This window comes from Pedococcus sp. NPDC057267, from assembly GCF_042668795.1.
Lineage (GTDB): Bacteria > Actinomycetota > Actinomycetes > Actinomycetales > Dermatophilaceae > Pedococcus.
This window is the reverse complement of sequence record NZ_JBHUYG010000039.1, coordinates 12314-35770: the sequence shown is the minus strand read 5'-3', so window position 1 is coordinate 35770 and position 23457 is coordinate 12314. Positions and strand designations below refer to the sequence as shown.

The window sequence follows — 23457 nt, the reverse complement described above, 5'->3', positions numbered from 1 at the left end:
GCCGTTCTTCACTCGAAGTAGCAACGAAACTCGGGGAGCGGGACGGCGCGAGTTTTGGTCGCCAGCCGGCCTCCTCAGTGGGGTGGGTTAGGCCCCGCCTGCGGTGACGATCGCGTCGGTGGCGAAGCCGGCGATCAGGCCCAGCAGGAGACCGCAAGCCACGAGATCGGTGCGCTTGGCGCGGGCGGCGATCCCCAGGAGCTGGGTGACGACGTAGATGATGGAGCCCGCGGCGAGGGTCAAGAACACCACGCTGACCGGCTCGCTCGTGAAGCCGTGTCCGACGGCGGTGCCTACGAAGGTGGGGCCGCCACCGATCAGGCCGAGGGTGAGCAGGAATCGCCACGACGGGCGCCGCGGGGTGCCGTCTGCGGTCAAGTCGCCAGCCAAGGGCGCTGTGATGCCGAAGCCCTCGGTGGCGTTGTGCAAGCCAAAGCCGATGACCAGCAGGGTTGCCAGTGCGATCTCACCGCGCCCGGCAGACTGGCCGATGGCCAGTCCTTCGGCGAAGTTGTGAAGGCCGATACCTGCCGCGATCAGCAGCGCCAACCGGCGGGCTGCCGACCAGGATGCGATGCCGGTGCGGGGACGAACCGGCTCTGCTACGTGCATGGCCCCCGGACCATGGTGAGGGTGCGCTGTGCTGGCACTTCGGGCGCTGACTCGGCCGATCCAACCCTCGTAGGCCACCAGGGAGAGCAGCCCCACAGCGAGTCCTCCGACGAACAAACCGCCGTATCCGAAGACAGTGCCCAACGTGCCACCACCGTCGTGGAACTTGCCCAAAGCCGTGTCAATCGGTTCCCAAGCGTGCGTCAGAACGTCCCACACTAGGAAGAGCAGAACGCCAACCGCGGTCGCATTCAAGAACGTTCGCAGGCTAGGCGTGGGCCGACGAAGGCGACCGATCGGCAGTCCGATCAAGATCGTGACCCCGGCGATGAAACCGAGCACCAACGTACGTCCAAGATCCACGACGAACTCCTCCGGTTGTTGGCGACGCCATCAAGTTAGGCCAGCCTTACCTAACGCGTCAAACCGCGGCCGCCCGCGCGCGGGGAGGCCGCCCCCGGTGCGGTCGACGGGGATGTCACAGGGGGTCGCGAGACTGGATGGCATGGGGAATCGTGCGCGTCGGGCTCGTCTGGCTCGGCAGGCCCGGGCGGTGCCCGTCATCGGGCGGTGCAGCTGCGGCTGTACCGGCCTGGGCCGGGTGGCCTTTGACGTCACGTGTCGCGCGTGCGGCCGCGCCTGGTCCGGGGAGCTGGTCATGCCGACCAGCGGGGCCGTGGGGGACGTGCGTGAGGTGTTCGCCGGCTGCACGTGTGGGGCCGAGGCGGCCGGGTCGGGGCGGATCGTCGAGCTGCTGACCTAAAGAGCCAGCGGGCGCGCCCTCGGGTATGGGTTTGGCAAAGACCTGGTGGCTGGTGGCGTACGCGGTGGAGTTCTGTCGGTGGGTGGTGCAAGCCTGCTGGTGCGGACAAATCCATACAAGACACCCAAGAACTCACACACCAACAAACTCACGGCGTATGCCTGGGGGTCGGCTCCCCACCCTTGGCCCCGATGTGGTCGCACCCAACTCATGGCCGTTCACAGACACCCAAAGACCCGAACTGACAAAGACTCTGGTCCGCGCTCATGGCTGGTCCATGTCTGTGGCTCGGCGTCTGTGGCGACCCAGGTGCTGGTGAGTCCCATCCACGTCTGACGTTCCCCGGTTCTCCTACGGCTGGGTGCGTCGCGCGGCTGGTCGCCCTGGTCCGCGCGGCGCACCCTCAGCCAGGAGTGGTGGCAGGTGGGAACCGAGAGCACGGTGCGCGCGCGGTGGGTGGCGTCCCTGTATCCGGAGGCTGGTGAGGCGGGTGGGTCGTTGCAGTACCCGGTGCGCCGGGGACCCTCGTTCGGTCCGGGTGATCCGGAACGGGCCAAGGCCGAAGCGGGCAGGAGGGCGCGGACGAAGGTGCGCCGGTACTGCGCCGCGAACCGGCTCAACCGGCTCGGGACCCTCACCTACGCCGGGAAGGGATGCCACGACCCCAGACAAGCCCGCGCGGACGCGGGGGAGTTCTTCCGGACCCTACGGGCGGAGCTGGGCGGGGGAGCGTTGCCGTACCTGTGGGTGCCCGAGTGGCACCCGGGTGGGCATGGTTTGCACCTGCACTTCGCCGTCGGCCGGTACGTCAAACGGGGCGCGATCGAGCGGGCGTGGGGGAGAGGGTTCGTCCACATCAAGCTGCTCGGGGACCTGCCGACCGGGTCCGGCCGGCTCGAGGAAGCGCGCCTGGCCGCCCGGTACCTGGGCAAGTACGTCACCAAGGACGCCGACCAAGGATGGGAAGGGCTGCACCGGTACGAGGTCGCCCAAGGCTTCCAACCAGCCCGGGTGTCGATCACCGCCAGCACGGGCCGGGAGGCCATCGCCCAGCTCACCGAGCGGATGGCGCGACCACCGGACTACGTGTGGTGGTCCTCCGAAACTCAGGACTGGCAAGGACCGCCAGCGGTGTGGGTGTCATGGGCAGCGTAGATATTGAGGCCGTCAGGGCTCTCGTTGAGCGCACCTGCGCAGAGCAGGGCGTCCCTGTGAAGGTCTGTTCGCCGGTGCTGGTCGAGCGCGTGTCGGCGTTGCTGGGCCGGGTTTCCGGAGAGCGGTCAGATCCGCCAGATGGGTTCGGCACGTTGGGGGTCGACCCAGCGGACGCCCGGCTTTCCGGGGTGAATGACGACGTGCTTCAGGACGGCCTTGACGATGGCGCGTTGGCGGTCGAGGTTCAGGCTGGGCCATTGGCCTCGTAGGGCGCTTCCTTGGCCGATGTAGTTGAAGGCGTCCTGTGCGCCGGTGGCACTGACCAGTCGGCGTCGCGTTTGGGTCAGGCGGTCCTCGATGCTCTTGCGTGCCTGCACCCACTCGGAGGCGGTGATAGAGCGGTCGGCGTACAGCTGCGCAAGTTCCTCGAGCTGCGCGACGTCGTCGTCGATGGAGCCCTGTAAGGCGGTCGTATGGGGTGCGGCTAGTGCCCGCCCGTTGAGTGCGTCCTCCAGCTGCTTGGTGTCCAGGCGGAAGAGGACCGCCTCCGCGATCATCTCTTCGAGGGGTGCCGCGGTGATAGTCATGCTGCCGCACCCGTTGAAGCCCGGTCCGGATCGACAGATGTAGCGGCGGGTTTCGTAGCGCATCATCGAGTACATGGCGCCTCCGCACTTGGAGCACCGGCACATGCCCGACAGGAGATAGCGTCGCGCTGCCCGGTTGGTGCGTCGCTTCGGATCGGTGAGCTTGATCCTGAGCCGTTCGCTGAGGTCGGGCGAGAAGATCGGCGGCCATTGCGCCGTACCGAGGACCTCTCCTTGGTACGTGCGCATTCCCTGGTAGCGGGGATTGAGCAGCACACTGCGAAGCACTTGTGGGCGCCACAGCTTGCCGCCGGTCGTGCGGATGTTGCTGTCGTCCAACCACCGGCACAGCGAGGGGAGCGATTCGCCGGCCAATACCCGGTGCGCGACAGTCCTTAGGACTTGGGCCTCGGCCTCGTCGACGGTGACGCGGTCCTGTTTGTAGCCGAAGGGGCGGAACCCACCACCCATGTGTGGCTTACCGGTTTGGGCCACTTCCAACGCCTTGCGCTTGCCGCGCCGCCGTTTGGAATCGCTCTCGTTTGCCGCGACTGCAGCGAGTAAGCGGGCGACAAGGAGGCCGTCTCCGGAGCCGAGGTTGAAGTCGCCGTGGAGTGTGACCACGTGCTGCACGCCGGCGCGGGTGCACACCTGAACGAACTGTTCGAGCTCAATTGGTCGCCGGTGGAGGCGGTCGAGGTGCCAGACGATGACGGCGTCCCTCAGGCCGTCGCCAAGATCGCGCAACATCTGCTCATAGCCGGGGCGCTCCTTGCCGGAGTAGGCGCTGATGTCGTCGTCGACGTACTCCTCGGCAACTGCCCAGCTGCGGCGCTCGGCCTCGGCGCGACAGTCGGCCAGTTGGCGAAGGACCCCAAGCCCATCCCCCTCGCGGTCTTGGGAGATTCGTGCGTAGATCGCAACCGCACGGGGTGTAGTAGGCGGCATGGGGGCACATTAACGAATGATTGGGAAAACGACCCTGCTCAACTGCTTGTCCTCGGCCATCCCGCCGCGCGAGCGGGTCGTCACGTGCGAGGAGGTCTTCGAGCTCAAGATCCCGCTGCGAGACGTGGCGTCGATGCAGTGCCGCCAGCCGAGCCTCGAGGGCACCGGCGAGATCCCGCTGCGGCGCCTCGTCAAGGAGGCCCTGCGGATGCGTCCCTCGCGCATCATCGTGGGCGAGGTCCGCCAGGCCGAGAGCCTCGACCTGCTCATCGCACTCAACAGCGGCCTACCCGGGATGTGCACCCTCCACGCCAACAGCGCTCGCGAGGCGATCACGAAGATGTGCACGCTTCCGCTGCTGGCGGGGGAGAACGTCGGCAGCCGGTTCGTGGTCCCCACGGTGGCGGGTTCGATCGACCTCGTCGTCCACGTGGCCCTCGAGCACGACGGCGTCCGCCGGGTCCGTGAGGTCGTGGCGGTGCCGGGCCGGGTCGAGGGTGACGTCGTCGAGACGGCGGACATCTTCACCCAGCGCGACGGCGTGCTGCGCGGGGCCGACGGGTTCCCGCCGCACCCCGAGCGGTTCCGGCGTGCGGGCTACGACGTGGCCGCCCTGCTGGGGAGGGACTGACGTGACCGGGACCTACGTGGGGCTGCTCCTCGGCTGCGGCCTGTTCTGCGTGTGGTGGTCGATGTGGGTGCCGTCCGAACCGGTGCGCACCGGCCCGCGACGCACGACGCCCGCGGACCGGCTGCGGGACGAGCTGGTGCAGGCCGGGTACGAGTCGGTGGGCCCGCGCAGCCTCGTGACGGGGTGCGCCGTGGCGTTCGTCGTCGTCCTGCTGCTCGTGCTCGCCACGACCTCGGTGGCGCCGGTCGCGCTGTGCTTCGCCCTGATGGCCGGGTATGCGCCGCTGGCCCTCGTGCGCTCTCGGGCCCGGCGCCGCCGCGCGAGCCTGCGTGAGCTGTGGCCCGACGCGGTCGACAACATCGCCTCGGGCGTGCGGGCGGGGCTCGCCCTGCCCGAAGCCCTCGGTCAGCTCGGGCGGCGCGGACCGGAGGAGCTGCGACCCGCCTTCGCCGCCTTCGCGGAGGACTACCGCACGACGGGACGGTTCCAGGACTGCCTGGACCGGCTCAAGGAGCGACTGAGCGACCCGGTCGGGGACCGGCTGGTCGAGTCCCTGCGCATCGCCCGCGAGGTCGGTGGCAGCGACCTCGGCCGCCTGCTGCGGACCCTGTCGACGTTCCTGCGCGAGGACGCCCGCACCCGCGCCGAGCTGGAGACCCGGCAGGGCTGGACGGTCAACGCCGCCCGGCTCGCGGTCGCCGCGCCGTGGGTGGTTCTCGCCATGCTGGCGACCCGGCCCGAGTCGATCTCGGCCTACAGCACCACCACGGGTGCACTGGTCCTTGCCGCGGGCGCGGCGGTGACCCTCGTGGCATACCGCCTCATGCTCCACATCGGGCGCCTCCCCGAGGACGAGCGGGTGCTGCGGTGACCGCGCTGGGCCAGGTCGTGTCGTGGCCGGGAGCGCTGCTCGGGGCGGTCCTCGGGCTGGGCCTCGTCCTGGTGTGGAAGGGGTTGCCGCTCAACCGCCGCGCGACCCTCGACGACCGCCTGCTGCCCTACCTGCGCGACGCGCCCCGACCGTCACGGCTGCTGTCGACCCGTCAGGTCGGCGGGAGCGGCGCCCTCGCCGAGCTCGCCCGGCCCGTCGTGGCGGGCCTCGGTGCCCGCCTCGAGCAGGTCCTCGGCGGTGCGAGCTCGGTGCGCCGGCGGCTCCTGCGAGCGGGACGGAGCGCCGAGGTGGAGCGCTTCCGCGCCGAGCAGGTGCTGTGGGGCGCGGCCGGTCTCGTGCTGGGATCGGCGGTCGGCGCGGTCATGTGGCTCGGCCAGGGTGGGTCGGTCGTCCCGTCGGTGGTCGTCACGTTCTGCGGCGCCGGGGCCGGCGTCGTGGCCCGCGACCGTTGGCTGACCCGCGAGGCCGAGCGGCGCGAGCAGCGCATGCTGGCGGAGTTCCCGACGGTCGCGGAGCTGCTGGCCCTCGCGGTCGGCGCCGGGGAGGGCGCGGTCGGTGCCCTGGAGCGGGTCTGCCGCCTGTCCCACGGTGAGCTGTCGGCCGAGCTCGCGCGCTGTCTCGCCGATGCGCGCGCCGGTGCGAACCTGCCGACCGCCCTCCAGGGCCTGGCCGACCGCACCGGCCTCGCCAGCCTGGCCCGCTTCGTCGACGGCATGATCGTCGCCGTCGAGCGGGGGACGCCGCTGGCCGAGGTGCTGCGCGCGCAGGCCCAGGACGTCCGCGAGAGCGGGCGCCGGGCCGTGATGGAGGCCGGGGGCAAGAAGGAGATCGCGATGATGGTCCCGGTCGTCTTCCTCGTCCTCCCCGTGACCGTCCTGTTCGCCGTCTACCCGGGTTTCGCGTTCCTGCGCTTCTCGATCTGAGGCGTTGTCCCGACGACAGCCGCTACGAAAGGAAGACCGATGACCGTCCTCGCCAAGGCCGTGCTGCGCGCGCAGTGGGCCCTCACCGACGTCGTGCGCCGCGGGGAGCGCGGCGACGTCCCGGGCTGGGTCATGATCACGCTGATGACCGCCGGGCTCGTCGCCGTCCTCTGGAAGGTCGCCGGCAGCGAGCTCGAGGCGATGTTCCACCGCGCGATGTCCAACGTCACGGGCTGACCGTGCCCCGCCGCCCTGCGGGCGCACGCCCTCTACTTCGGCGTCCAGCCCGTGGCGAGGGCGGCGCCGCGGTCGTGGACTTCGTCCTGGTCGGGGTCCTGGTCACGGTGCTGTTCCTGGCGGTCCTCCAGCTCGGGCTGGCGCTGCACGTCCGCAACACGTTGGTGTCCTGCGCGTCCGAGGGAGCGCGGTTCGGCGCCCGCGCGGACGTCGACCCGGGTGTCGGAGCCGAGCGCGCGCGCGAGCTGATCGCGCAGTCGCTCTCCCCGCGTTTCGCCCGGGACGTCTCGGTGTCGGTCGGCCAGTCCGACGGGGTTGCGGTGGTCGTCGTCCGCGTCGTCGCGCCGTTGCCGGTGCTGGGGCCGCTCGGCCCCGACGCGGGGCTCGACGTGGTCGGCCGCGCGTTCGAGGAGAACCAGTGATGCTGCTGCTCCGCCTCGTCCTGTCCCGACCCCGCGCCACCACGACCGCACGCCTTCGGGCCGGCGGGGAGCGGGGCAGCGCCCTCGTCGAGTTCGTCTTCCTCGCGGTGCTGATGATGGTGCCGCTCATCTACCTCGTGATGGTCCTCGCTCGCCTCCAGGCCGGGTCGTATGCCGCGTCCGCCGCCGTCCGCGAGGCCGGCCGCGCGTACGTCACTGCCCAGCGCCAGCAGGACGCCGGCGCACGGGCTGACGCGGCGGCCAGGATCGCCTTCGAGGACCAGGGGTTCGGAGGGGAGGGCGTGCTGACGATGAGCTGTGACGGCGACCCGTGCCTGCGCCCCGACGGTCGGGTCACCATGCAGGCGACCGTGACCGTGCCCCTGCCGCTGGTTCCGGCGTTCGCCCGGGACGTGGTCCCGCTCGAGGTCCCGGTCACCGCCAGCCACGTGGCCGTGGTCGACCGCTTCCGGGGCGTGCCATGAGGGGGGCGGGATCGGGCAGGGGGCTGCCCCACGACGTCGGCGCACGGTGCCACGACCTGCCTGCGTGGCTGCGGCGCGGTCTCCGTGCGCGCCTGCGTCTCCACCGCGGGGCCGGCGAGTCCGGCCAGGTGACCCTGCTCGTCCTCGGATACACCCTCGTGGCTGCACTGCTCATCATGGGGACGGTGGCCGTGACGTCGGCGCAGCTCTCCCGGGTGCGCCTGCTCGACGCCGCCGACGGTGCTGCGCTCGACGCCGCCGACTCCCTCGACCTCGGCGCCTACCGCGCGGGCCTGGACGAGGCTGTGGCGGTCAGTGACGACACCGTCCGGCGCACGGCCACGGACTACCTCGCCGCCCGCCCCCTGCCTCCGGCAATGCGCGCCTGGCAGGTGTCTGCCGGCACGGGCAGCCCGGACGGCCAGACCGCCGTCGTCCGGCTCACGGGTGAGGCCGACCTGCCGTTCGTGGGTCCGCTCCTGGACGCGTTCGGCAGCTCGGTCACGATCACGGTCGAGTCCCGGGCGCGGGCCGAGCTCGAGCCGAGCCCCTAGACCTCCCACCAGCCGCTAGCCAACCGTCGCGGGGTGGCGCAAGGACCTTCGCCCCTGTGGCCGCCTGCGGGCCGGGAACAGCGTGGTGCGCAGCGGCGCACCGTGCCGCCTGCAGGGACCGTCGACAGAGGAGAAGTCATGACGACCATGTCCAAGGAGCGGGCCACGCACATGCACGTCCCCGGGTACTTCGAGACGTACGAGCAGGACATCGACGGCTGGACTGTCTCGATGGAGCGCACCCTCACGGACCTCGACCTCGCGCCCTTCTACCGCGGCGGCGAGGGCGACCAGTGCCAGGCGCACCACGTCGGCTACGTGATCAAGGGCAAGCTCGGCATCCGCGGCGCCGACGGCACCGAGGAGGTCTACTCCGCGGGCGACGCCTTCGTCATCGAGCCCGGCCACACGCCCGTCCAGTACGCCGGCGGCCAGTACGTCGCCTTCACCCCCACCGCCGAGTTGCAGGCCCAGTCCGCCGTCATCATGCCCAACATGGTCCGGTACGCCCAGGAGCACGGCATCGAGCTGCCCGCCGAGCTCCGCCCCAGCTGACCGGCGCTCCGCCCTACGCCTCGCGCGACATCCTGAAGTCGAGTCGTTCCGGCACCGGATCACCGGGCCGCAGCACGTGCCACAGCTCGGCGGTCGGGATGTCGCCCTCGGCGAGGTCCGGCACCTCCAGCCCGTCGAGGATCTCCAGGGCCGCCTCGTGGTCTCCGCGCGCGACGAGCGCCTGCGCCAGCACCAGCTGCGTGCGTCCGTGCCTGCGCAGGTCCTCCGGCATGTCGTGCGCCGCCTCCACCACGGCGTCCGGCCGATCCGCCGCGAGCAGCGCCACGAGCCGCTCGGTCCACAGCTGCCGGTCCCGCGGCGTGAGCTCGAGCGCGTGAGCGTAGAGCGCGTCCGCCTGGTCGACGTCCGTCGCGAGCACCGCGAGCCCGCGCAGCGCCGGTGCCGTGGGTCGCAGCCCCACGCTGTGCCCGTATGCCGCGCGTGCCTCGTCGAGCTCCCCGCGGGCGTGGTGCCCCACGGCCCGCGCGTAGGAGAGCCACCAGCCGTGGGCGCCGTCCTCCTCGGCGGCTGCGAACGCCTGAGCCCAGCGTGACGAAACCGGGGGGATGGTCGGCGCGTCGGCGGGGACGTCGTCCAGCGCGGCGACGTCCCCGGCCGCGAACCGCGCCAGCGGGGCGCTGGCGTCCTGCACCGGGGGGAAGGCCAGCCCGGCGGGCGCGTCCTGGCTGCGCAGCACCAGTTCCGCGTGGCCCCAGCCCGACCCCGTCTGCACCAGCTCGCCCGGCGGCAGCTCGGCCACCTGCGCCAGCCACCGCGCGTGCAGCTCCTCGAGCTCGGCCGGCGGGACGGCCGCGTGCACGGCTGCGCGCGCGGCCGCGGACGCCGCGGCATACTCCCCACCGGCCTGCTCCGGGTCGAGGTCGACGGCCACGAACGCCTCGGTCCACGACCGGGTCGCACCGCCCTCGATGACGTCGTGCTCGAGCTGGGTCTGGCAGACGCCCGCCTGGACCTCGAGGTAGCGGGTGTCCGGCGTGCTCAGCCACTCCTGCCACCGGCGGCCACCGGGGCCCGTCCCCCACAGGAAGAGCTTGCGGCCGGTCAGCTCGCCGGTCGAGGTCTGCGCGAGCCCGCGCCCGTCCGGCTCGACCGCGCACACCAGGCGCCCCTGCTGGTCCGCGACCTCGTAGAAGTAGTCCGCGGCATACGTCGACGCCTGCGGCCGGCTGATGTCGACGTCGCCGTCGGGGAAGGGCACCTCGACCCGGTCGAGCATCCCCGTGTAGTCGGTGCGCCAGGCATGCGTCGCCGGGACGAGCACCCGGGTGCCCGGCGTCTCGGGGACGGCGATGTTGGTCCACCAGTACAGCGGCTTGTCGTCGGGGTCGGGGTTGACGACGCGGGTCGAGGCGAGCAGGCGGGTGCCGTCGAGCCGCAGGTCGACCTGCATGACGAGGTCGCGCGTGCGCTCCCACTCCCACAGGCGCACGACCGGGCCGTCGGGGGCGTCGACCACCGCAGCGTGCACCGGGCGCGAGGAGAGCGTGGTGTGCCCGGTGGACCCGAGGTTCCACTCGATGCCGCCGGCGAACCAGGCGTCCGTGAGGCCGAAGTTGGCGAACCGCAGCCGCGGGTTGACGAAGAGCAGCTCCCGGTCACGGGTGTGGTCGACGAGGGACCAGACGCGCCCGCCGAGACCGGGAAGGACGGTCGCCGTCACCAGCCCGTTGGTGAGCTCGAGCGCAGGAAGCTCGAGGTCAGCGGCGCCCCGGTCGTAGTCGCTCTGGATGCCGTAGGGCAGCGGACTGCCCAGGCGGCCACGGCCGACCCGCTCGCGCATCTGCGCCGACGCCGCCCCGGCGAGCCGCGGGACGGCGCTGCGACGCACGTGCTTCAGTGGCGGCAGCTGTCCTTCCGGGCCGGGGAGAGAGCCGCGCACGGGGAGCGAGAGGACACGGACACGCGCCGGCCGGGGGGTGTCTGCCATGAGCGCACCCTGATCGATATTGATTGGTTCTGTCAACGTTATTGACACAACCAATCACGCGCACCACGATGTGGGGATCATGCCGAGCGGTGGCCAATGGCGGTCAGCCGATACGTGGAGGTAGGGAAACTGATGGATCTACGTGGTGAGCAGGTCGAGCGGCGCACGATTCTGCGCCTGGCCTTCGCGGCAGGCCTCGCCCTGCCGGCGGCGGGTGCGCTGGCGGGGTGCGCGACCGGTGGCGGGGGGAGCTCCAGCAGCTCGGCCGCAAGCGGGACCAAGAGCGACAAGAACCCGTTCGGCATGGCCGACAAGTCCACCGTCGAGGCCGTGATCTTCAACGGCGGGTACGGCTACGACTACGTCACCTTCGCCGCTGACGTCATGCAGAAGAACCAGTCGGGCAGCAAGGTCACGGTCAAGCCCTCGACCCAGATCGCCCAGGAGCTGCAGCCGCGGTTCGTCGGCGGGAACCCGCCGGACCTCATCGACAACTCCGGCGCCAACGCGATCGGCCTCAACACCATCGCCGACCAGCTGGTGGACCTCAAGGACGTGTTCGCGGCCAAGAACCTCGAGGGCACGACCATCTCGGACACCCTGTACCCCGGTGTCGAGGCGCCCGGCACCATCAACGGCAAGCTCGTCGCGATCAACTACGTCCAGACCGTGTACGCGATCTGGTACTCCGCCTCGCTGTTCGAGCAGAACGGCTGGACCCCGCCGAAGACGTGGGACGAGGCCATCGCGCTCGGCGAGAAGGCCAAGGCCAAGGGCAAGTACCTCATGCTGTGGGGCAAGGAGGCCGCGACCTACTACCAGACCCTCGCCATCGCCTCGGCGATCAAGGAGGGCGGCGACGACGTCCGCCTGGCGCTGGAGAACCTCAAGCCCGACGCCTGGTCCAAGCCGGCCGTGCAGGGCGTCTTCCAGGCGCTCGAGACCATCGTCAAGAAGGGCTACATGAAGCCCGGCGGTGGCGGCACCCAGTTCACCGCGGCCCAGGCCCAGTGGTCGAACGACCAGGCCGCCCTGCTCTACCCCTCGGGCTCGTGGATCGAGAACGAGATGAAGAAGCAGACCAAGGCCGACTTCAAGATGACCGGTGCCCCGGAGATGACCCTCACCTCCGGCTCGAAGATGCCGTACACCGCGCTGCACTCCGCGGCCGGTGAGCCGTTCGTCGTGCCGAGCAAGGCCAAGAACGTCGCCGGTGGCAAGGAGCTCCTGCGGACCATGCTGTCCAAGGAGGCCGCGACCAACTTCGCCAAGACCAAGCTGTCCCCGACGATCGTCAAGGACACGGTCCCGGCCGACGGCTTCGGGTCCACCGCGCTGCAGTCCCAGGGCAAGATGCTCAAGGACGCCGGCACCGACGTGTTCACCTGGAACTTCGTCGACGTCTACGGCATGAACCAGGACATGCTCGTGCCGTGGAACGCCTTCCTGGCCGGCCAGATCGACGCCAAGGCGCTGACCAGCCAGCTGCAGAAGATCACCGACAAGGTCGCCAACGACCCGTCGGTCAAGAAGGTCGAGGTCAAGTGACGCCCTGCCCGGCCCGGCGCGGGACCCCGTGGGGGACCGTGCCGGGCCGGGCCGTCGCCTGACCGCAACCTGATCGAGAGGCCACCATGAGCGCAGTCGTCCCCTCAGCCCCGTCGACGGCAGTGGCCGCGGCGACCAGGCGCCGGCGCCGGCGGATGCCGATGTCCCGCCGGATCTTCGTCCTGGTGACGCTCGGCCTGCCGTTCGCGTTCTATGCCGTGTTCGTCCTGTGGCCGTTCGTCCAGGCGTTCATCTACAGCCTGACCAACTGGAGCGGCTTCTCCGACACGTTCCAGTTCGTCGGCCTCGGCAACTACAAGGCGCTGCTGCAGGACGACATCTTCCTCAAGGCGGTCCGCAACAACCTGCTGCTCGCGATCGTCGTGCCACTGGCCACGATCGCGCTGTCGCTGGCGCTCGCGACGATGGTCACCGTCGGCGGCTCCAGCACCGGCTCGGTCCGCGGCCTGTCGCACTCGTCGTTCTACCGGATCGTCTCGTTCTTCCCGTACACGATCCCGGCCATCGTCATCGGCCTCATCTGGTCGCAGATGTTCGACCCGTCCGCCGGCCTGGTCAACGGCCTGCTGACCGGCATCGGCCTCGACCACTTCAAGTCCTTTGCCTGGCTCGGTGAGGTCGGCACCGCGATGCCGGTCACCATGTTCGTCATCGTCTGGGGCTTCGTCGGCTTCTACATGGTGCTGTTCATCGCCGCCATCAAGGGCATCCCGGCCGAGCTCTACGACGCCGCCCGTGTCGACGGGGCCGGCCGGTTCCGGATGACGATGATCGTGACGATCCCCATGGTGCGCGAGACCGTGCAGACGGCCTACATCTACCTCGGCATCCTCGCCCTCGACGCGTTCGTCTACATGGCCGCCCTGAACCCCAGCGGCGGCCCGCAGAACACCACCCTGACGATGACCCAGGACTTGTTCAACACGGCGTTCAAGAAGGGCCAGTTCGGCCTGGCGAGCGCCATGGGTGTCGTCCTCGCGGTGCTGACGCTGCTCTTCGCGGCGGTCGTCTTCCTCGTCAACCGACTCACCAAGGGGAAGGACCGCTGATGAGCGTCGCGAACCCGCCGCGGACCCCACGCACCGAGGCTCCCGAGGCCACCGCCGTCCCGACCGCGTCGCCGCTGTCCAAGGGCGACCGCACGGTCACGGTCGTCTCCCACGTCGTCCTGACGCTGTGGTCGATCATCGTGATCCTGCCGCTGGTGTGGGTCTTCCTGTCCTCCTGGAAGACGACCGGCGAGATCTTCTCCTCGCCGTTGGCCCTGCCGCAGCACTGGAGCTTCGACAACTACATCGGCGCGTGGAACGACTCCCACATCGGCCGGTACATGCTCAACTCCGTCATCGTCGTGACGTCGGCCCTGGTGCTCGTCATGGTTCTGGGCTCCGCCGCGGCATACTCCCTCGCCCGCTACCCGTTCCCCGGCAGCGGCATCGTGTACTACCTGATCCTCGCGGGCCTGACCTTCCCGATCTTCCTGGCGATCGTGCCGCTGTTCTTCGTCCTGAAGAACACCGGTCTGCTCAACACCCTGCCCGGCCTCATCGCCACCTACGTCGCGTTCGCCTTCCCGTTCACGGTGTTCTTCCTCTTCCCGTTCTTCCGGGCGCTGCCGCAGGAGATCGCCGAGGCCGCCGAGCTCGACGGCGCGGGGGAGTGGCGCACCTTCGCCCAGGTCATGCTGCCGATGGCGCGGCCGGGCATCGTCGCCATCGCGATCTTCAACTTCCTCGGCCTGTGGAACCAGTTCCTGCTGCCCGTCGCCCTCAACACCAACGAGGACAACTACGTCCTGTCGCAGGGCATGGCGCGCTTCGCTTCCCAGGCGGGGTATGCCGTGGACTTCGGCCAGCTCTTCGCGGCCGTGGTCATCACGATCGTCCCCGTCCTCGTGGTCTACATCTTCTCCCAGCGCCAGCTCCAGGGCTCCCTCTCGCAGGGCACGCTGAAGTAGCCGCCGGGTGTGGTCAGCGCCACCCGGCCGGGCGGTCCCGGTCCCACCCGGCCGCACTAGAGTGGCCGGAGGTTGATCCCCAACGGCGCTGGAGGCCTTTCGTCATGACAACTTCGCCTGACCGCACGGTGTCGGTGATCGTCGCGGGTGCCCGCACCCCCATGGGCCGGCTGCTCGGCTCGCTCAAGGACTTCTCCGGGGCCGACCTCGGCGCCGTCGCCATCAAGGGTGCGCTCGAGAAGTCGGGCGTCGCGCCCGAGCAGGTCGACTACGTGATCATGGGCCAGGTGCTGCAGGCCGGTGCCGGGCAGATCCCCGCGCGCCAGGCCGCCGCGAAGGCGGGCATCCCGATGACCGTCCCGGCCCTGACCATCAACAAGGTCTGCCTGTCCGGGATCGACGCGATCGCCCTGGCCGACCAGCTCATCCGCGCCGGCGAGTTCGACATCGTCGTCGCCGGTGGCCAGGAGTCGATGACCAACGCGCCGCACCTGCTGGAGAAGTCCCGCGATGGCTTCAAGTACGGCGACGTGACGATGCGCGACCACATGGCCTTCGACGGCCTGTGGGACGCCTTCACCGACCAGGCCATGGGCCTGCTGACCGAGCAGGCCAACACCGGCGACCAGCAGTTCACCCGTGAGCAGCAGGACGAGTTCGGCGCCCGCAGCCACCAGCTCGCCGCCCGCGCCTGGAAGGACGGCCTCTTCGACGACGAGGTCGTGCCCGTCTCGATCCCGCAGCGCAAGGGCGACCCGGTCGAGTTCAGGACCGACGAGGGCATCCGCGCCGACACCACGACCGAGACCCTCGGCAAGCTGCGCCCGGCGTTCAGCAAGGACGGCACCATCACGGCCGGCACCGCCTCGCAGATCAGCGACGGGGCCGCCGCGGTCGTCGTCATGAGCAAGGCCAAGGCGCAGGAGCTGGGCCTGACCTGGCTCGCCGAGATCGGCGCCCACGGCGTCGTCGCCGGTCCCGACTCCACGCTGCAGCAGCAGCCCGCCCGCGCCATCGTCAAGGCCTGCGAGAAGGAGGGCATCACGCCCGCCGACCTCGACCTGGTCGAGATCAACGAGGCGTTCGCCGCGGTGGGCCTCGCGTCGGCCAAGGAGCTCGGCATCGACCTCGACAAGGTCAACGTCAACGGCGGCGCGATCGCCCTCGGCCACCCCATCGGGATGTCCGGCGCCCGCATCGCCCTGCACCTCGCGCTCGAGCTCAAGCGCCGCGGTGGTGGCGTCGGTGCGGCCGCGCTCTGCGGCGGTGGCGGCCAGGGCGACGCCCTCGTGATCCGCGTCCCGCAGGCCTGAGCCGGCTCCCACCGGCCCGACACCGCTCCCGCACGGAGGACCCCGCTTGGCTCCCCGCACCGTCGACGTCCCTGCCCTGGTCGAGTCGGCCAGGGCAGGCTCGCCGCGGGCCGTCGCCCGCCTCATCTCGCTCGTCGAGGACGCCCACCCCGCCCTGCGCGAGGTGATGGCGGCGCTGACCCCCCACACGGGGAACGCGCACGTCATCGGCATCACCGGCAGCCCGGGCGTCGGGAAGTCCACGTCGACGAACGCGCTGGTCACGGCATACCGCGAGCAGGGCAAGCGGGTGGGGATCCTGGCCGTGGACCCCTCGTCGCCGTTCTCCGGCGGCGCGCTCCTCGGTGACCGCGTGCGCATGCAGGACCACGCCCTGGACCCGCAGGTCTACATCCGCTCGATGGCCAGCCGCGGCCACCTCGGTGGCCTGTCCTGGACGACCCCGCAGGCGCTGCGGGTGCTCGACGCCGCCGGCTGCGACGTCGTGCTCGTCGAGACCGTCGGCGTGGGGCAGTCCGAGGTGGAGGTCGCGGGCCTGGCCGACACGACGATCGTGCTGCTCGCGCCCGGCATGGGCGACGGCATCCAGGCCGCGAAGGCCGGCATCCTCGAGATCGGCGACGTCTTCGTCGTCAACAAGGCCGACCGCGAGGGCGCGGACGCCACCGTGCGCGACATCCGGCACATGATCAGCCTCGGCGACCGCACCGAGCCCGGCCTGTGGCGTCCTCCCGTCGTCAAGACCGTGGCGGCGCAGGGCCAGGGCGTCGACGAGGTGGTCGAGGCGATCGAGAAGCACCGGTCCTGGATGGAGGGCAACGGCACGCTGCGCGAGCGCCGGATCCGCCGCGCCGGTGACGAGATCGAGTCGATCGCGATCAAGTCCCTGCGCGAGAAGATGGGCGACCTGCGCCACGGCAACGGCGTGGACGAGCTCGCCGCCGCGGTCGTCGAGGGCCGCACCGACCCCTACACCGCAGCCGACCAGGTGGTCGCCGCCCTGGAGTGAGAGCCCGGACCGAGGTGTGGACGACGGCGCCGCGGGCAATAGGGTGATCCCCGGACCCGACGGAAAGGAACCCTGTGCCGCCCCAGGTGATCGCCGGACGCTACGAGGTGCTGCGTGCCATCGGCAGCGGCGGCATGGGCACCGTGTGGTTGTGCCGTGACACCGTCCTCGGCCGCGAGGTCGCGGTCAAGCAGATCGGTGCGCTGCCGGGTGACCCCGCCGCCCAGGCGCGGGCCATGCGCGAGGCGCGGATCGCCGCCTCGCTGAACCACCCCAACGCCGTCGGGGTCTTCGACGTCGTCGACCAGGACGACACCCACTGGCTCGTCATGGAGTACGTCCAGGGCCAGAGCCTCGCTGAGCGCATCCGCGACGAGGGCGCCCTGCCGGCCACCACGGTCGCCGGCATCGGCGCGGCCGTCGCCGGCGCCCTCGCCCGGGCCCACGAGCGCGGCATCGTCCACCGCGACATCAAGCCCGGGAACATCCTCATGGACGTCACCGGCACCCCCAAGATCAGCGACTTCGGCATCGCCCGCGCGCACGCCGACGACCAGCTCACCCAGACCGGCTTCATGACGGGCACGCCCGGTTACCTCTCGCCCGAGCTGGCCCGCGGCGGCGACCCGACGCCGGCCTCGGACGTGTGGGCCCTCGGCGCGACCCTCTACTACGCCGTGGAGGGCCAGCCGCCGTACGAGGCCCAGGCGAACCCGCTCGCGACGCTGCAGGCGATCGCCAACGGCGAGGCGCGCCCGATGGAGCACGCCGGACCGCTGGCGGGTGCCATCACGGCGATGATGGAGCACGACCCTGCGCGCCGCTGGGACATGGCCACCGCCAGCGAGCGCCTGCGGCGGGTCGCCGCCGGCGACACCACCCTGGCGCTGCCGGCCGGCGCGATCCCGGGGGCCGCGGCTGCCGTGGGCGCGGGAGCCGCCGCCACCGAGCTGATCGCCGAGCCGGTCGAGGGGACCCAGCGGATGGAGCAGGCTCCCGTCGCCGCGCCGTACGCCGCGGACCCCGAGCCGTACCCGGCCGGCCCGGTCCCTCCGGGCGGTCCGCGCGGCCCCCGCGACGACCGGGGCGGGAACAGGGCGCTGCTCTGGCTCGTGGCCGTCCTCGCTGCCGTGGCGCTCCTGCTGGGCATCCTGTATGCCGTGACCGACGGGTTCGGGAGCAACACCCCCCGGACGCCGACGACGACCACGATCACCGCCCCGGCCAAGACGGAGACCCCGTCGTCCACCTCGTCCTCGTCCAGCTCCTCGAGCAGCAGCTCCAGCAGCACGACGACCACCCCGTCGACGACGACCACCACGACGTCGTCGGCCAAGGACGACAAGGCGCTCGCCGACTTCGTCAAGACCTACTACGCGAACGTGACCCAGGCCGACAAGCGCGACCAGACGTTCGCCGAGCTCACGCCGAGCTTCCAGAAGGAGTCGGGGGGCCGGGCCGGGTACGAGCAGTTCTGGTCGGGCATCACCAAGGTCGACGTGGGAAAGACCACGGCCGACGCCCAGTCGGGCGAGGTGCGGTTGGCCCTCACGTTCGCGAAGACGGACGGCACGAAGAGCAAGGAGAACCACGTGCTCACCGTCGTGCGCAGCGGCGACTCGTGGCTCATCGACTCGGACTCGCAGGTCTAGCGAGGCCGCATGACACCGGGAGGCGGGACACCATGAGCGAGCCGGCCCGTCCACGCCCTGCACTGCTCCTGGCCGTCGAGCCAGAGCAGTGCCCGACCGTCACGAGCGAGTTCCAGCGCTACGCCCGGGACTACGAGGTCGTCTGCGTCGAGAGCGCCGAGGAGGCCCGCGAGGCGGCCGCCCGGATGCACGAGAGGGGCCAGCCGGTCGCCCTGCTCGGGGTGGGGTGGCGGGTGCCCGGGATCGACAGCGGCCTGCGGCTCCTGGCCGAGCTGCACGGCGTGCTGCCCACCGCCCGGCGTATCTGCCTGACCACCCGCGACGCCTACGGCCTGTCGCTGCCCAAGCTGCGCGAGTCCCTCGCCCGCGGCAAGTTCGACACCTACCTGCTCATCCCGCAGGGCGCGCGGGACGAGGAGTTCCACACCGCCGTCACCGAGTACCTCTCCGACTAGGGGTGGACGGCGTCGACGCCCGAGGTCGAGGGCGTGCGGATCATCGACGGCGCCGGCACGGCAGAGACCGCGCGCATCCGCGACTTCCTCGACCGGATGGGCATCCCGCACCGGCTGTACTCGCCCGACGACGCCGCCTCCCGCGAGGTGCTCGCCGGCCTGCCGTCGGTGCAGGGCGGCGCGGCACCGGCATACCCCGTCGTGACGTCGGGCGTCATCGGTGGCACGGTCCTCGAGGCGGCCACCGCGCAGCAGGTGGCCCGCCTCGTCTACGGCTCACCGCAGCCGGTCGACACCGACGGCATCGTCGACCTCGTCATCGTCGGCTCCGGACCGGCCGGCCTCGCGGCCGCCGTGTACGGCGCCTCCGAGGGCCTGGACACCGTCGTGCTCGAGGCGGAGGCCGTCGGCGGCCAGGCCGGGACCAGCTCGCTGATCCGCAACTACCTCGGCTTCCCGCGCGGCATCTCCGGCATGCGGCTGGCGCAGCGCGCCCGGTTCCAGGCCACCCGGTTCGGTGCCCGCATCTACACCGGTGTGCCCGCGGAGTCGATCGAGCCCGCAGCCGCTCCCGGCGAGCCGCACGTCGTCCACACCGACGGCGGCTCGCTGCGCGCGCGGGCGGTGCTCGTCGCCACGGGCGTGCAGTACCGCCGCATCGGCATCGAGTCGCTCGAGGAGCTGGTCGGCCTCGGGGTGTACTACGGCGCGGCGACGAGTGCGACGCGCGAGATGGAGGGCCGGCCCGTGTTCGTCGTCGGCGGCGGCAACTCCGCCGGGCAGGCCGCGGTCTACCTCGCCCGGTATGCCAGCAGCGTCACCATCGTCGTGCGCCGCGACGGCCTGGCCGAGACGATGTCGGACTACCTCGTGCGCGAGATCGCCGCCACACCGACCATCACGGTGCGCACCGGGACGCGGGTCGTCGACGGTGGCGGTGAGACGCACCTGGAGTGGCTCCAGCTCGAGGGCCCGGACGGGCGCGAGCGGCTCGAGGCGGGAGGCCTGTTCCTCCTTCTGGGCGCCGACCCCTGCAGCGACTGGCTGCCCGAGGTCGTGGCCCGGGACGAGCGCGGCTTCGTCTACACCGGCCGCGAGGTGCCCATCGAGCGCTGGACCGGTGGGCGTCCGCCGGCCGCGCTGGAGACCACCGTGCCCGGGGTGTTCGCCGCAGGCGACCTGCGCGCCGGGTCGATGAAGCGGGTCGCGTCGGCCAGTGGTGAGGGGGCGGCCACGGTGGCGCTCGTGCACGCCCACCTCGCCGCCCTCACCGGCCGCTGACGAGCCTCCTCGCCGCCCTCGCCGGTCCCTGACGAGTCTCGGCCCTCACCACGAAGGTGGGCTGGGAGGCGTCGCGCTTCGGCCTGCGGGGGCCGAAAACCCTTTGCCGCACACGCGACGCGAGCCGGACACTCGAGCCATGGCCACGACGACCACGCCCCGCACGGCGTCCTCGACCGTCCCCGGCCCCGGCACCGCCGACGGCCCCGGGACGGGTGTCGTCGTGCGACTGCTCGACGTCGCGGACGACGCCGAGCTGGCCGCCGCCCACGCAGCGCGACAGGCGTCCTGCCTGCACGAGCGGCCCTGGGCCAAGACGTGGTCGGCGCGCGAGATGGCCGTCCAGCTGCGGTCGGAGAACACCGTCGAGCGGCTCGAGCCGTGGGTGGCGCTCGTCGACGGCCACGTCGCGGGCCTTGCGCTGCTGTGGTTCCCGCTGCTGGACAACACCCGGTTCACCTGGGCCGAGGTCGACGTCGACCCCGCGTGGCGCGGTCGCGGGGCCGGGAGCGCCCTGGCCGAGCGGGTCGCCGAGCGGACCCGGGCGGCCGGTCGCCGCACCCTCCTGGTGGAGGTCAACGTCCCCGACGACGCCCGGGCGGACCACCCCTACGTCCGGTTCGCCGAGCGTCGCGGGTACTCCTACGCCAACACCGAGGTGCGCCGCATCCTCGACCTGCCTGTCGACCCCGACCGCCTGGTCGCACTCGAGGCGCAGGCGGCCACGCACCACGACGGCTACCGCATCGAGTCGTTCGTCGGCGGCCTGCCCGAGGAGCTGCGCGAGTCGTACTGCGCCTGCTGGAACCAGCTCGCCGTCGACGCGCCGACCGGTGAGATCGAGTTCGAGGAGGAGGCGCAGAGCCCTGAGACCTACGCCGAGGAGCTCGGCCGGCTTGAGCGGCAGGGGCGCACCATGGTGCACACGGTCGCCATCGCCTCCACCGGTGAGGTCGTCGGCTACAACGACCTCGTGGTGAGCGCGGACGACCCCGAGGAGGTCATGCAGTGGGGCACGCTCGTGCACCGCGAGCACCGCGGCCACCGGCTCGGCCTGGCGGTCAAGGTGCGCGGCCTGCAGGAGCTGGCACGGTTCGCGCCGCAGGCCAAGCGGGTCCAGACCTGCAACGCGGAGCAGAACGCCCAGATGGTCGGCGTCAACGTGCTGCTCGGCTTCCGCAAGGTCGAGGTCCTGCTGTCATACCAGCGCCACCTCGACACCTGACCGATCCGCCCGACCGTCGAGGTCCGGGACGTCGGCGCCCGAGGGGGCCGCGGAGCCCCGAGGTCCGGACTTCGGGCGACCGCCCGGGCGGCCGCGGGACCACGCGGCATACGGTGGGCCCATGCTCGTAGCCTTCTCCGTCGCCCCGTCCGCCTCCGCCGACTCCAACGGCTCCGTGAGCGAGGCGGTCGCCGCCGCTGTCGCCGTGGTCCGTGACTCGGGCCTGCCGCACCGCACCGACTCGATGTTCACGACCCTGGAGGGGGAGTGGGACGAGTGCATGGCCGTGGTCAAGGCGGCGGTCGACGCCGTGGCAGCCTTCGGGCCGCGCGTCAGCCTCGTGCTCAAGGCCGACATCCGCGAGGGGTATGCCGGCGAGCTCACCGGCAAGCTCGAGCGGCTCGAGGCCGCCATCGAGCGCCGAGGCTGACCCGACGCCGGGCGCCGCGCGCCAGGGACCTCGCAGCCTCCTGGCGACAGCGGCGTCCGGCTCAGGAGTCGGTGATCGAGAAGTTGGTGAACTTCCACGTGGCGGGGCTGCCGCCGGTGTCCACGACCTCCACGCCGTAGCAGATCTGGTCGACGGTGGAGCCAGAGGCCACTCGGCCGCGTGCCACGAGGTAGCTGAGCATCGCCTTCAGGTCGACGGTGCCGGACGTCAGCCGCGCGCCGTTCGACGGCACGAAGGCGATGTACCCGTTGTCGCTCGTGGCGTAGACGTCCCACGTGTGCCCGCCGAGGCTCACCCCCGAGGCGAAGCGGGACCCTGCAGGGACCTGCTTGTAGTTGTCCGTCCAGATCATGACCTCGTCGTTGGGCACCCCGTTGAGCCAGAGGTCGTAGGCGACGTCGTAGATCCCGCGTCCGGGCGAGGTGGCCGCGAACGAGGAGGTGAGGCGCGGGAAGCTCGAGATGGTCCGGCCCGAGTAGTCCTTGTGGACGTTGGGGTACGTCTTGACCGCCCCGTCACCGCTGGTGTTGCTCGCCGACGCGATGTGGTTCCACGAGTGGTACGAGCAGACCTGCGTGGTCCCCGTGGTGCCCGGGTAGCTCGCCGCATTCCACAGGTTGTTGTGGACGTAGTAGCCGTTGTCCGTGATGCCGCCGTTGGGGTCGCTCGTGGTGAAGTACGGGTTGGTGCAGACCGTGCCGGAAGTCGGCGGGGTGCTCGTCTCACCGGGCAGCCGGATGCTGTTCCAGCCGGTGCCGATGATCGGGTAGGGGGCCGTCCAACCCCCTCGGCCATCCCCCGGGTACATCTTCAGCGAGCCGTCCGCCAGGCGTCCCAGGACATCGCTGTGGCCGTCCCCGGACCAGTCGCCGAGACCCAGGAGGGCGGTGAACACGTTCCAGCCGGTTCCCACGACCTTCGTGGGGGCGAAGCCCCCCGACCCGTCGCTGCGGTAGAGGCGCAGGTCGCCGTTGGCGGTGTTGCGGGCCAGGAAGTCCGGCGCGCCGTCACCGTCGAAGTCGCCAGTGGTCATGAGCCCGTCGTAGCCGGCCCACCCGGTGCCGATGACGCGCATCCCGAGGAAGCCGCCGGCGCCGTCGCCTCGGTACATCCGCAGGGAGCCATCGCTCTTGACGATGCCGAGCAGGTCCGGGTGTCCGTCGCCGTCCCAGTCCCCCGGGGAGAAGATCTGGCTGAAGATCTGCCAACCACTGCCGATGACCTTGGACGACCGGAAGCCCCCCGCACCGGTGCCGGAGTACAGCCACAGGGCTCCCGTGGAGGGTTCGCGGGCGACGATGTCCGTGCCCGGCACACCATCGAAGTTGCCCACCATGCGGATCTGGTCCCGGAGGTTCCAGCCCGTGCCGATCGCGGTCGGGGCGCCGCTGAAACCGCCGTTGCCGCTGCCGGCGTACAGCCACAGGCGGCCGTCCGTCGTCGGCGCGACGATGTCGGCCCTGCCGTCGCCGCTCCAGTCGGAGGCCGCCGTGGCGTTCACGGGCTGAGCCGCGGCCTGTGCCGGCGCCGGGCCGAGCCCGATGAGGGCGGCAGCCGCGGTGACGACGACCGAGATGAGTGCCTTGGTCCTGCTTGTCATGTGCTGTCCTCCACGCGTGCATGCATTGTCCGCGCTTACCTGCACTCGCACGTGAGGGGTCAGGCTACCCGTCCTGTGCGTCCAGAAGGGGTCTGTGGCCGACATTTGCAAAGCCTTGCGTCCGGCGACCCTGGCGGCGCAAATCGTTGCCGGAACGTAGCCCTCCGCCGCAGGAGGTCCCCCTAGGGTCGGGCCGGGGACCCGTTCGACTCGGGTGGGAACCCGTTCGGCAC

The 23457-nt window shown here is 71.2% G+C and carries 22 protein-coding genes and 1 pseudogene; 19 read left to right on the top strand and 4 right to left on the bottom strand.

The window, feature by feature from the left end:
• Nucleotides 1-87: 87 nt before the first annotated feature.
• A complete protein-coding gene (locus ACFUC1_RS10435; protein WP_379119365.1) occupies nt 88-975 on the bottom strand; it encodes a ZIP family metal transporter in 888 nt (295 codons plus the stop codon).
• Nucleotides 976-1963: 988 nt separating this feature from the next.
• On the opposite strand from ACFUC1_RS10435, the gene ACFUC1_RS10430 reads away from it, so the two are divergent.
• Nucleotides 1964-2530: a hypothetical protein gene (locus ACFUC1_RS10430; protein ID WP_379119363.1), complete on the top strand. Its 567-nt coding sequence runs from the start codon at nt 1964-1966 to the stop codon at nt 2528-2530.
• Nucleotides 2531-2655: 125 nt separating this feature from the next.
• Here ACFUC1_RS10430 and ACFUC1_RS10425 read toward each other — a convergent pair whose 3' ends face one another.
• Nucleotides 2656-4065 (bottom strand): recombinase family protein, encoded by a 1410-nt coding sequence (locus ACFUC1_RS10425; protein ID WP_379119361.1) that lies wholly within the window; start codon nt 4063-4065, stop codon nt 2656-2658.
• A 22-nt stretch (nt 4066-4087) separates the two neighbouring features.
• Between ACFUC1_RS10425 and ACFUC1_RS10420 the strand changes: the two are divergent.
• The 8 genes and pseudogenes from ACFUC1_RS10420 to ACFUC1_RS10385 all read left to right on the top strand — a co-directional run.
• Nucleotides 4088-4696: pseudogene (locus tag ACFUC1_RS10420) on the top strand (ATPase, T2SS/T4P/T4SS family); the annotation flags it as partial.
• Nucleotide 4697: 1 nt separating this feature from the next.
• Nucleotides 4698-5567: a type II secretion system F family protein gene (locus ACFUC1_RS10415; protein ID WP_379119359.1), complete on the top strand. Its 870-nt coding sequence runs from the start codon at nt 4698-4700 to the stop codon at nt 5565-5567.
• Nucleotides 5564-6511 (top strand): type II secretion system F family protein, encoded by a 948-nt coding sequence (locus ACFUC1_RS10410; protein WP_379119357.1) that lies wholly within the window; start codon nt 5564-5566, stop codon nt 6509-6511. Before ACFUC1_RS10415 ends, ACFUC1_RS10410 begins: the two co-directional genes overlap by 4 nt.
• Nucleotides 6512-6550: 39 nt before the next feature.
• Complete coding sequence (locus ACFUC1_RS10405) at nt 6551-6748, top strand: hypothetical protein (RefSeq protein WP_379119354.1); 198 nt, start codon at nt 6551-6553, stop codon at nt 6746-6748.
• 74 nt (nt 6749-6822) lie between these two features.
• Nucleotides 6823-7170: a TadE/TadG family type IV pilus assembly protein gene (locus tag ACFUC1_RS10400; protein WP_379119352.1), complete on the top strand. Its 348-nt coding sequence runs from the start codon at nt 6823-6825 to the stop codon at nt 7168-7170.
• Nucleotides 7170-7655: a TadE/TadG family type IV pilus assembly protein gene (locus ACFUC1_RS10395; RefSeq protein WP_379119350.1), complete on the top strand. Its 486-nt coding sequence runs from the start codon at nt 7170-7172 to the stop codon at nt 7653-7655. Before ACFUC1_RS10400 ends, ACFUC1_RS10395 begins: the two co-directional genes overlap by 1 nt.
• A 128-nt stretch (nt 7656-7783) precedes the next feature.
• A complete protein-coding gene (locus ACFUC1_RS10390; protein WP_379119347.1) occupies nt 7784-8209 on the top strand; it encodes a hypothetical protein in 426 nt (141 codons plus the stop codon).
• 138 nt (nt 8210-8347) lie between these two features.
• Complete coding sequence (locus tag ACFUC1_RS10385; protein WP_379119345.1) at nt 8348-8764, top strand: hypothetical protein; 417 nt, start codon at nt 8348-8350, stop codon at nt 8762-8764.
• A gap of 13 nt (nt 8765-8777) precedes the next feature.
• Here the strand turns inward: ACFUC1_RS10385 and ACFUC1_RS10380 are convergent, their stop codons facing one another.
• Nucleotides 8778-10712, bottom strand: a complete 1935-nt coding sequence (locus tag ACFUC1_RS10380; RefSeq protein WP_379119343.1) for a DUF5107 domain-containing protein — start codon at nt 10710-10712, stop codon at nt 8778-8780.
• A 132-nt stretch (nt 10713-10844) separates the two neighbouring features.
• Here ACFUC1_RS10380 and ngcE point away from each other — a divergent pair, with 132 nt between their 5' ends.
• From ngcE to ACFUC1_RS10330, 10 genes are all read left to right on the top strand, one after another.
• A complete protein-coding gene (gene ngcE / locus ACFUC1_RS10375; RefSeq protein ID WP_379119341.1) occupies nt 10845-12260 on the top strand; it encodes an N-acetylglucosamine/diacetylchitobiose ABC transporter substrate-binding protein in 1416 nt (471 codons plus the stop codon).
• An 86-nt stretch (nt 12261-12346) separates the two neighbouring features.
• On the top strand, nt 12347-13330 hold the full coding sequence (locus ACFUC1_RS10370) for a carbohydrate ABC transporter permease (protein ID WP_379119339.1): 984 nt from the start codon (nt 12347-12349) through the stop codon (nt 13328-13330).
• The gene (locus tag ACFUC1_RS10365; protein WP_310149189.1) at nt 13330-14238 is read left to right on the top strand and encodes a carbohydrate ABC transporter permease; all 909 of its coding nucleotides are present in this window, start codon (nt 13330-13332) and stop codon (nt 14236-14238) included. The genes ACFUC1_RS10370 and ACFUC1_RS10365 overlap by 1 nt, the downstream gene beginning before the upstream one ends.
• A gap of 104 nt (nt 14239-14342) precedes the next feature.
• Nucleotides 14343-15551, top strand: coding sequence for an acetyl-CoA C-acetyltransferase (locus tag ACFUC1_RS10360; protein ID WP_379119336.1), 1209 nt, complete (start codon nt 14343-14345; stop codon nt 15549-15551).
• A 46-nt stretch (nt 15552-15597) separates the two neighbouring features.
• Nucleotides 15598-16560 carry a methylmalonyl Co-A mutase-associated GTPase MeaB gene (gene meaB / locus ACFUC1_RS10355; protein ID WP_379119334.1) on the top strand — a complete coding sequence of 321 codons (963 nt, stop codon included), beginning with the start codon at nt 15598-15600 and terminating at the stop codon, nt 16558-16560.
• Nucleotides 16561-16646: 86 nt separating this feature from the next.
• Complete coding sequence (locus ACFUC1_RS10350; RefSeq protein WP_379119332.1) at nt 16647-18212, top strand: serine/threonine-protein kinase; 1566 nt, start codon at nt 16647-16649, stop codon at nt 18210-18212.
• A gap of 32 nt (nt 18213-18244) precedes the next feature.
• The gene (locus tag ACFUC1_RS10345) at nt 18245-18667 is read left to right on the top strand and encodes a hypothetical protein (RefSeq protein ID WP_379119330.1); all 423 of its coding nucleotides are present in this window, start codon (nt 18245-18247) and stop codon (nt 18665-18667) included.
• A 33-nt stretch (nt 18668-18700) separates the two neighbouring features.
• Nucleotides 18701-19948, top strand: coding sequence for an NAD(P)/FAD-dependent oxidoreductase (locus tag ACFUC1_RS10340; RefSeq protein ID WP_379119328.1), 1248 nt, complete (start codon nt 18701-18703; stop codon nt 19946-19948).
• 139 nt (nt 19949-20087) lie between these two features.
• Nucleotides 20088-21173 (top strand): GNAT family N-acetyltransferase, encoded by a 1086-nt coding sequence (locus ACFUC1_RS10335; RefSeq protein WP_379119326.1) that lies wholly within the window; start codon nt 20088-20090, stop codon nt 21171-21173.
• A gap of 121 nt (nt 21174-21294) precedes the next feature.
• A complete protein-coding gene (locus ACFUC1_RS10330; protein ID WP_379119324.1) occupies nt 21295-21603 on the top strand; it encodes an MTH1187 family thiamine-binding protein in 309 nt (102 codons plus the stop codon).
• 61 nt (nt 21604-21664) lie between these two features.
• On the opposite strand, the gene ACFUC1_RS10325 is transcribed toward ACFUC1_RS10330, so the two are convergent.
• Nucleotides 21665-23224, bottom strand: coding sequence for an FG-GAP-like repeat-containing protein (locus ACFUC1_RS10325; protein ID WP_379119322.1), 1560 nt, complete (start codon nt 23222-23224; stop codon nt 21665-21667).
• Nucleotides 23225-23457: the final 233 nt, after the last annotated feature.

Coding starts and splice junctions, on each gene's coding strand:
- ACFUC1_RS10425 (WP_379119361.1), bottom strand. CDS start 4,065: ATGCCGCCTACTACACCCCGTGCGGTTGCGATCTACGCACGAATCTCC.
- ACFUC1_RS10405 (WP_379119354.1), top strand. CDS start 6,551: ATGACCGTCCTCGCCAAGGCCGTGCTGCGCGCGCAGTGGGCCCTCACC.
- ACFUC1_RS10395 (WP_379119350.1), top strand. CDS start 7,170: ATGCTGCTGCTCCGCCTCGTCCTGTCCCGACCCCGCGCCACCACGACC.
- ACFUC1_RS10385 (WP_379119345.1), top strand. CDS start 8,348: ATGACGACCATGTCCAAGGAGCGGGCCACGCACATGCACGTCCCCGGG.
- ACFUC1_RS10380 (WP_379119343.1), bottom strand. CDS start 10,712: ATGGCAGACACCCCCCGGCCGGCGCGTGTCCGTGTCCTCTCGCTCCCC.
- ngcE (WP_379119341.1), top strand. CDS start 10,845: ATGGATCTACGTGGTGAGCAGGTCGAGCGGCGCACGATTCTGCGCCTG.
- ACFUC1_RS10370 (WP_379119339.1), top strand. CDS start 12,347: ATGAGCGCAGTCGTCCCCTCAGCCCCGTCGACGGCAGTGGCCGCGGCG.
- ACFUC1_RS10365 (WP_310149189.1), top strand. CDS start 13,330: ATGAGCGTCGCGAACCCGCCGCGGACCCCACGCACCGAGGCTCCCGAG.
- ACFUC1_RS10360 (WP_379119336.1), top strand. CDS start 14,343: ATGACAACTTCGCCTGACCGCACGGTGTCGGTGATCGTCGCGGGTGCC.
- ACFUC1_RS10345 (WP_379119330.1), top strand. CDS start 18,245: ATGAGCGAGCCGGCCCGTCCACGCCCTGCACTGCTCCTGGCCGTCGAG.
- ACFUC1_RS10335 (WP_379119326.1), top strand. CDS start 20,088: ATGGCCACGACGACCACGCCCCGCACGGCGTCCTCGACCGTCCCCGGC.
- ACFUC1_RS10330 (WP_379119324.1), top strand. CDS start 21,295: ATGCTCGTAGCCTTCTCCGTCGCCCCGTCCGCCTCCGCCGACTCCAAC.
- ACFUC1_RS10325 (WP_379119322.1), bottom strand. CDS start 23,224: ATGACAAGCAGGACCAAGGCACTCATCTCGGTCGTCGTCACCGCGGCT.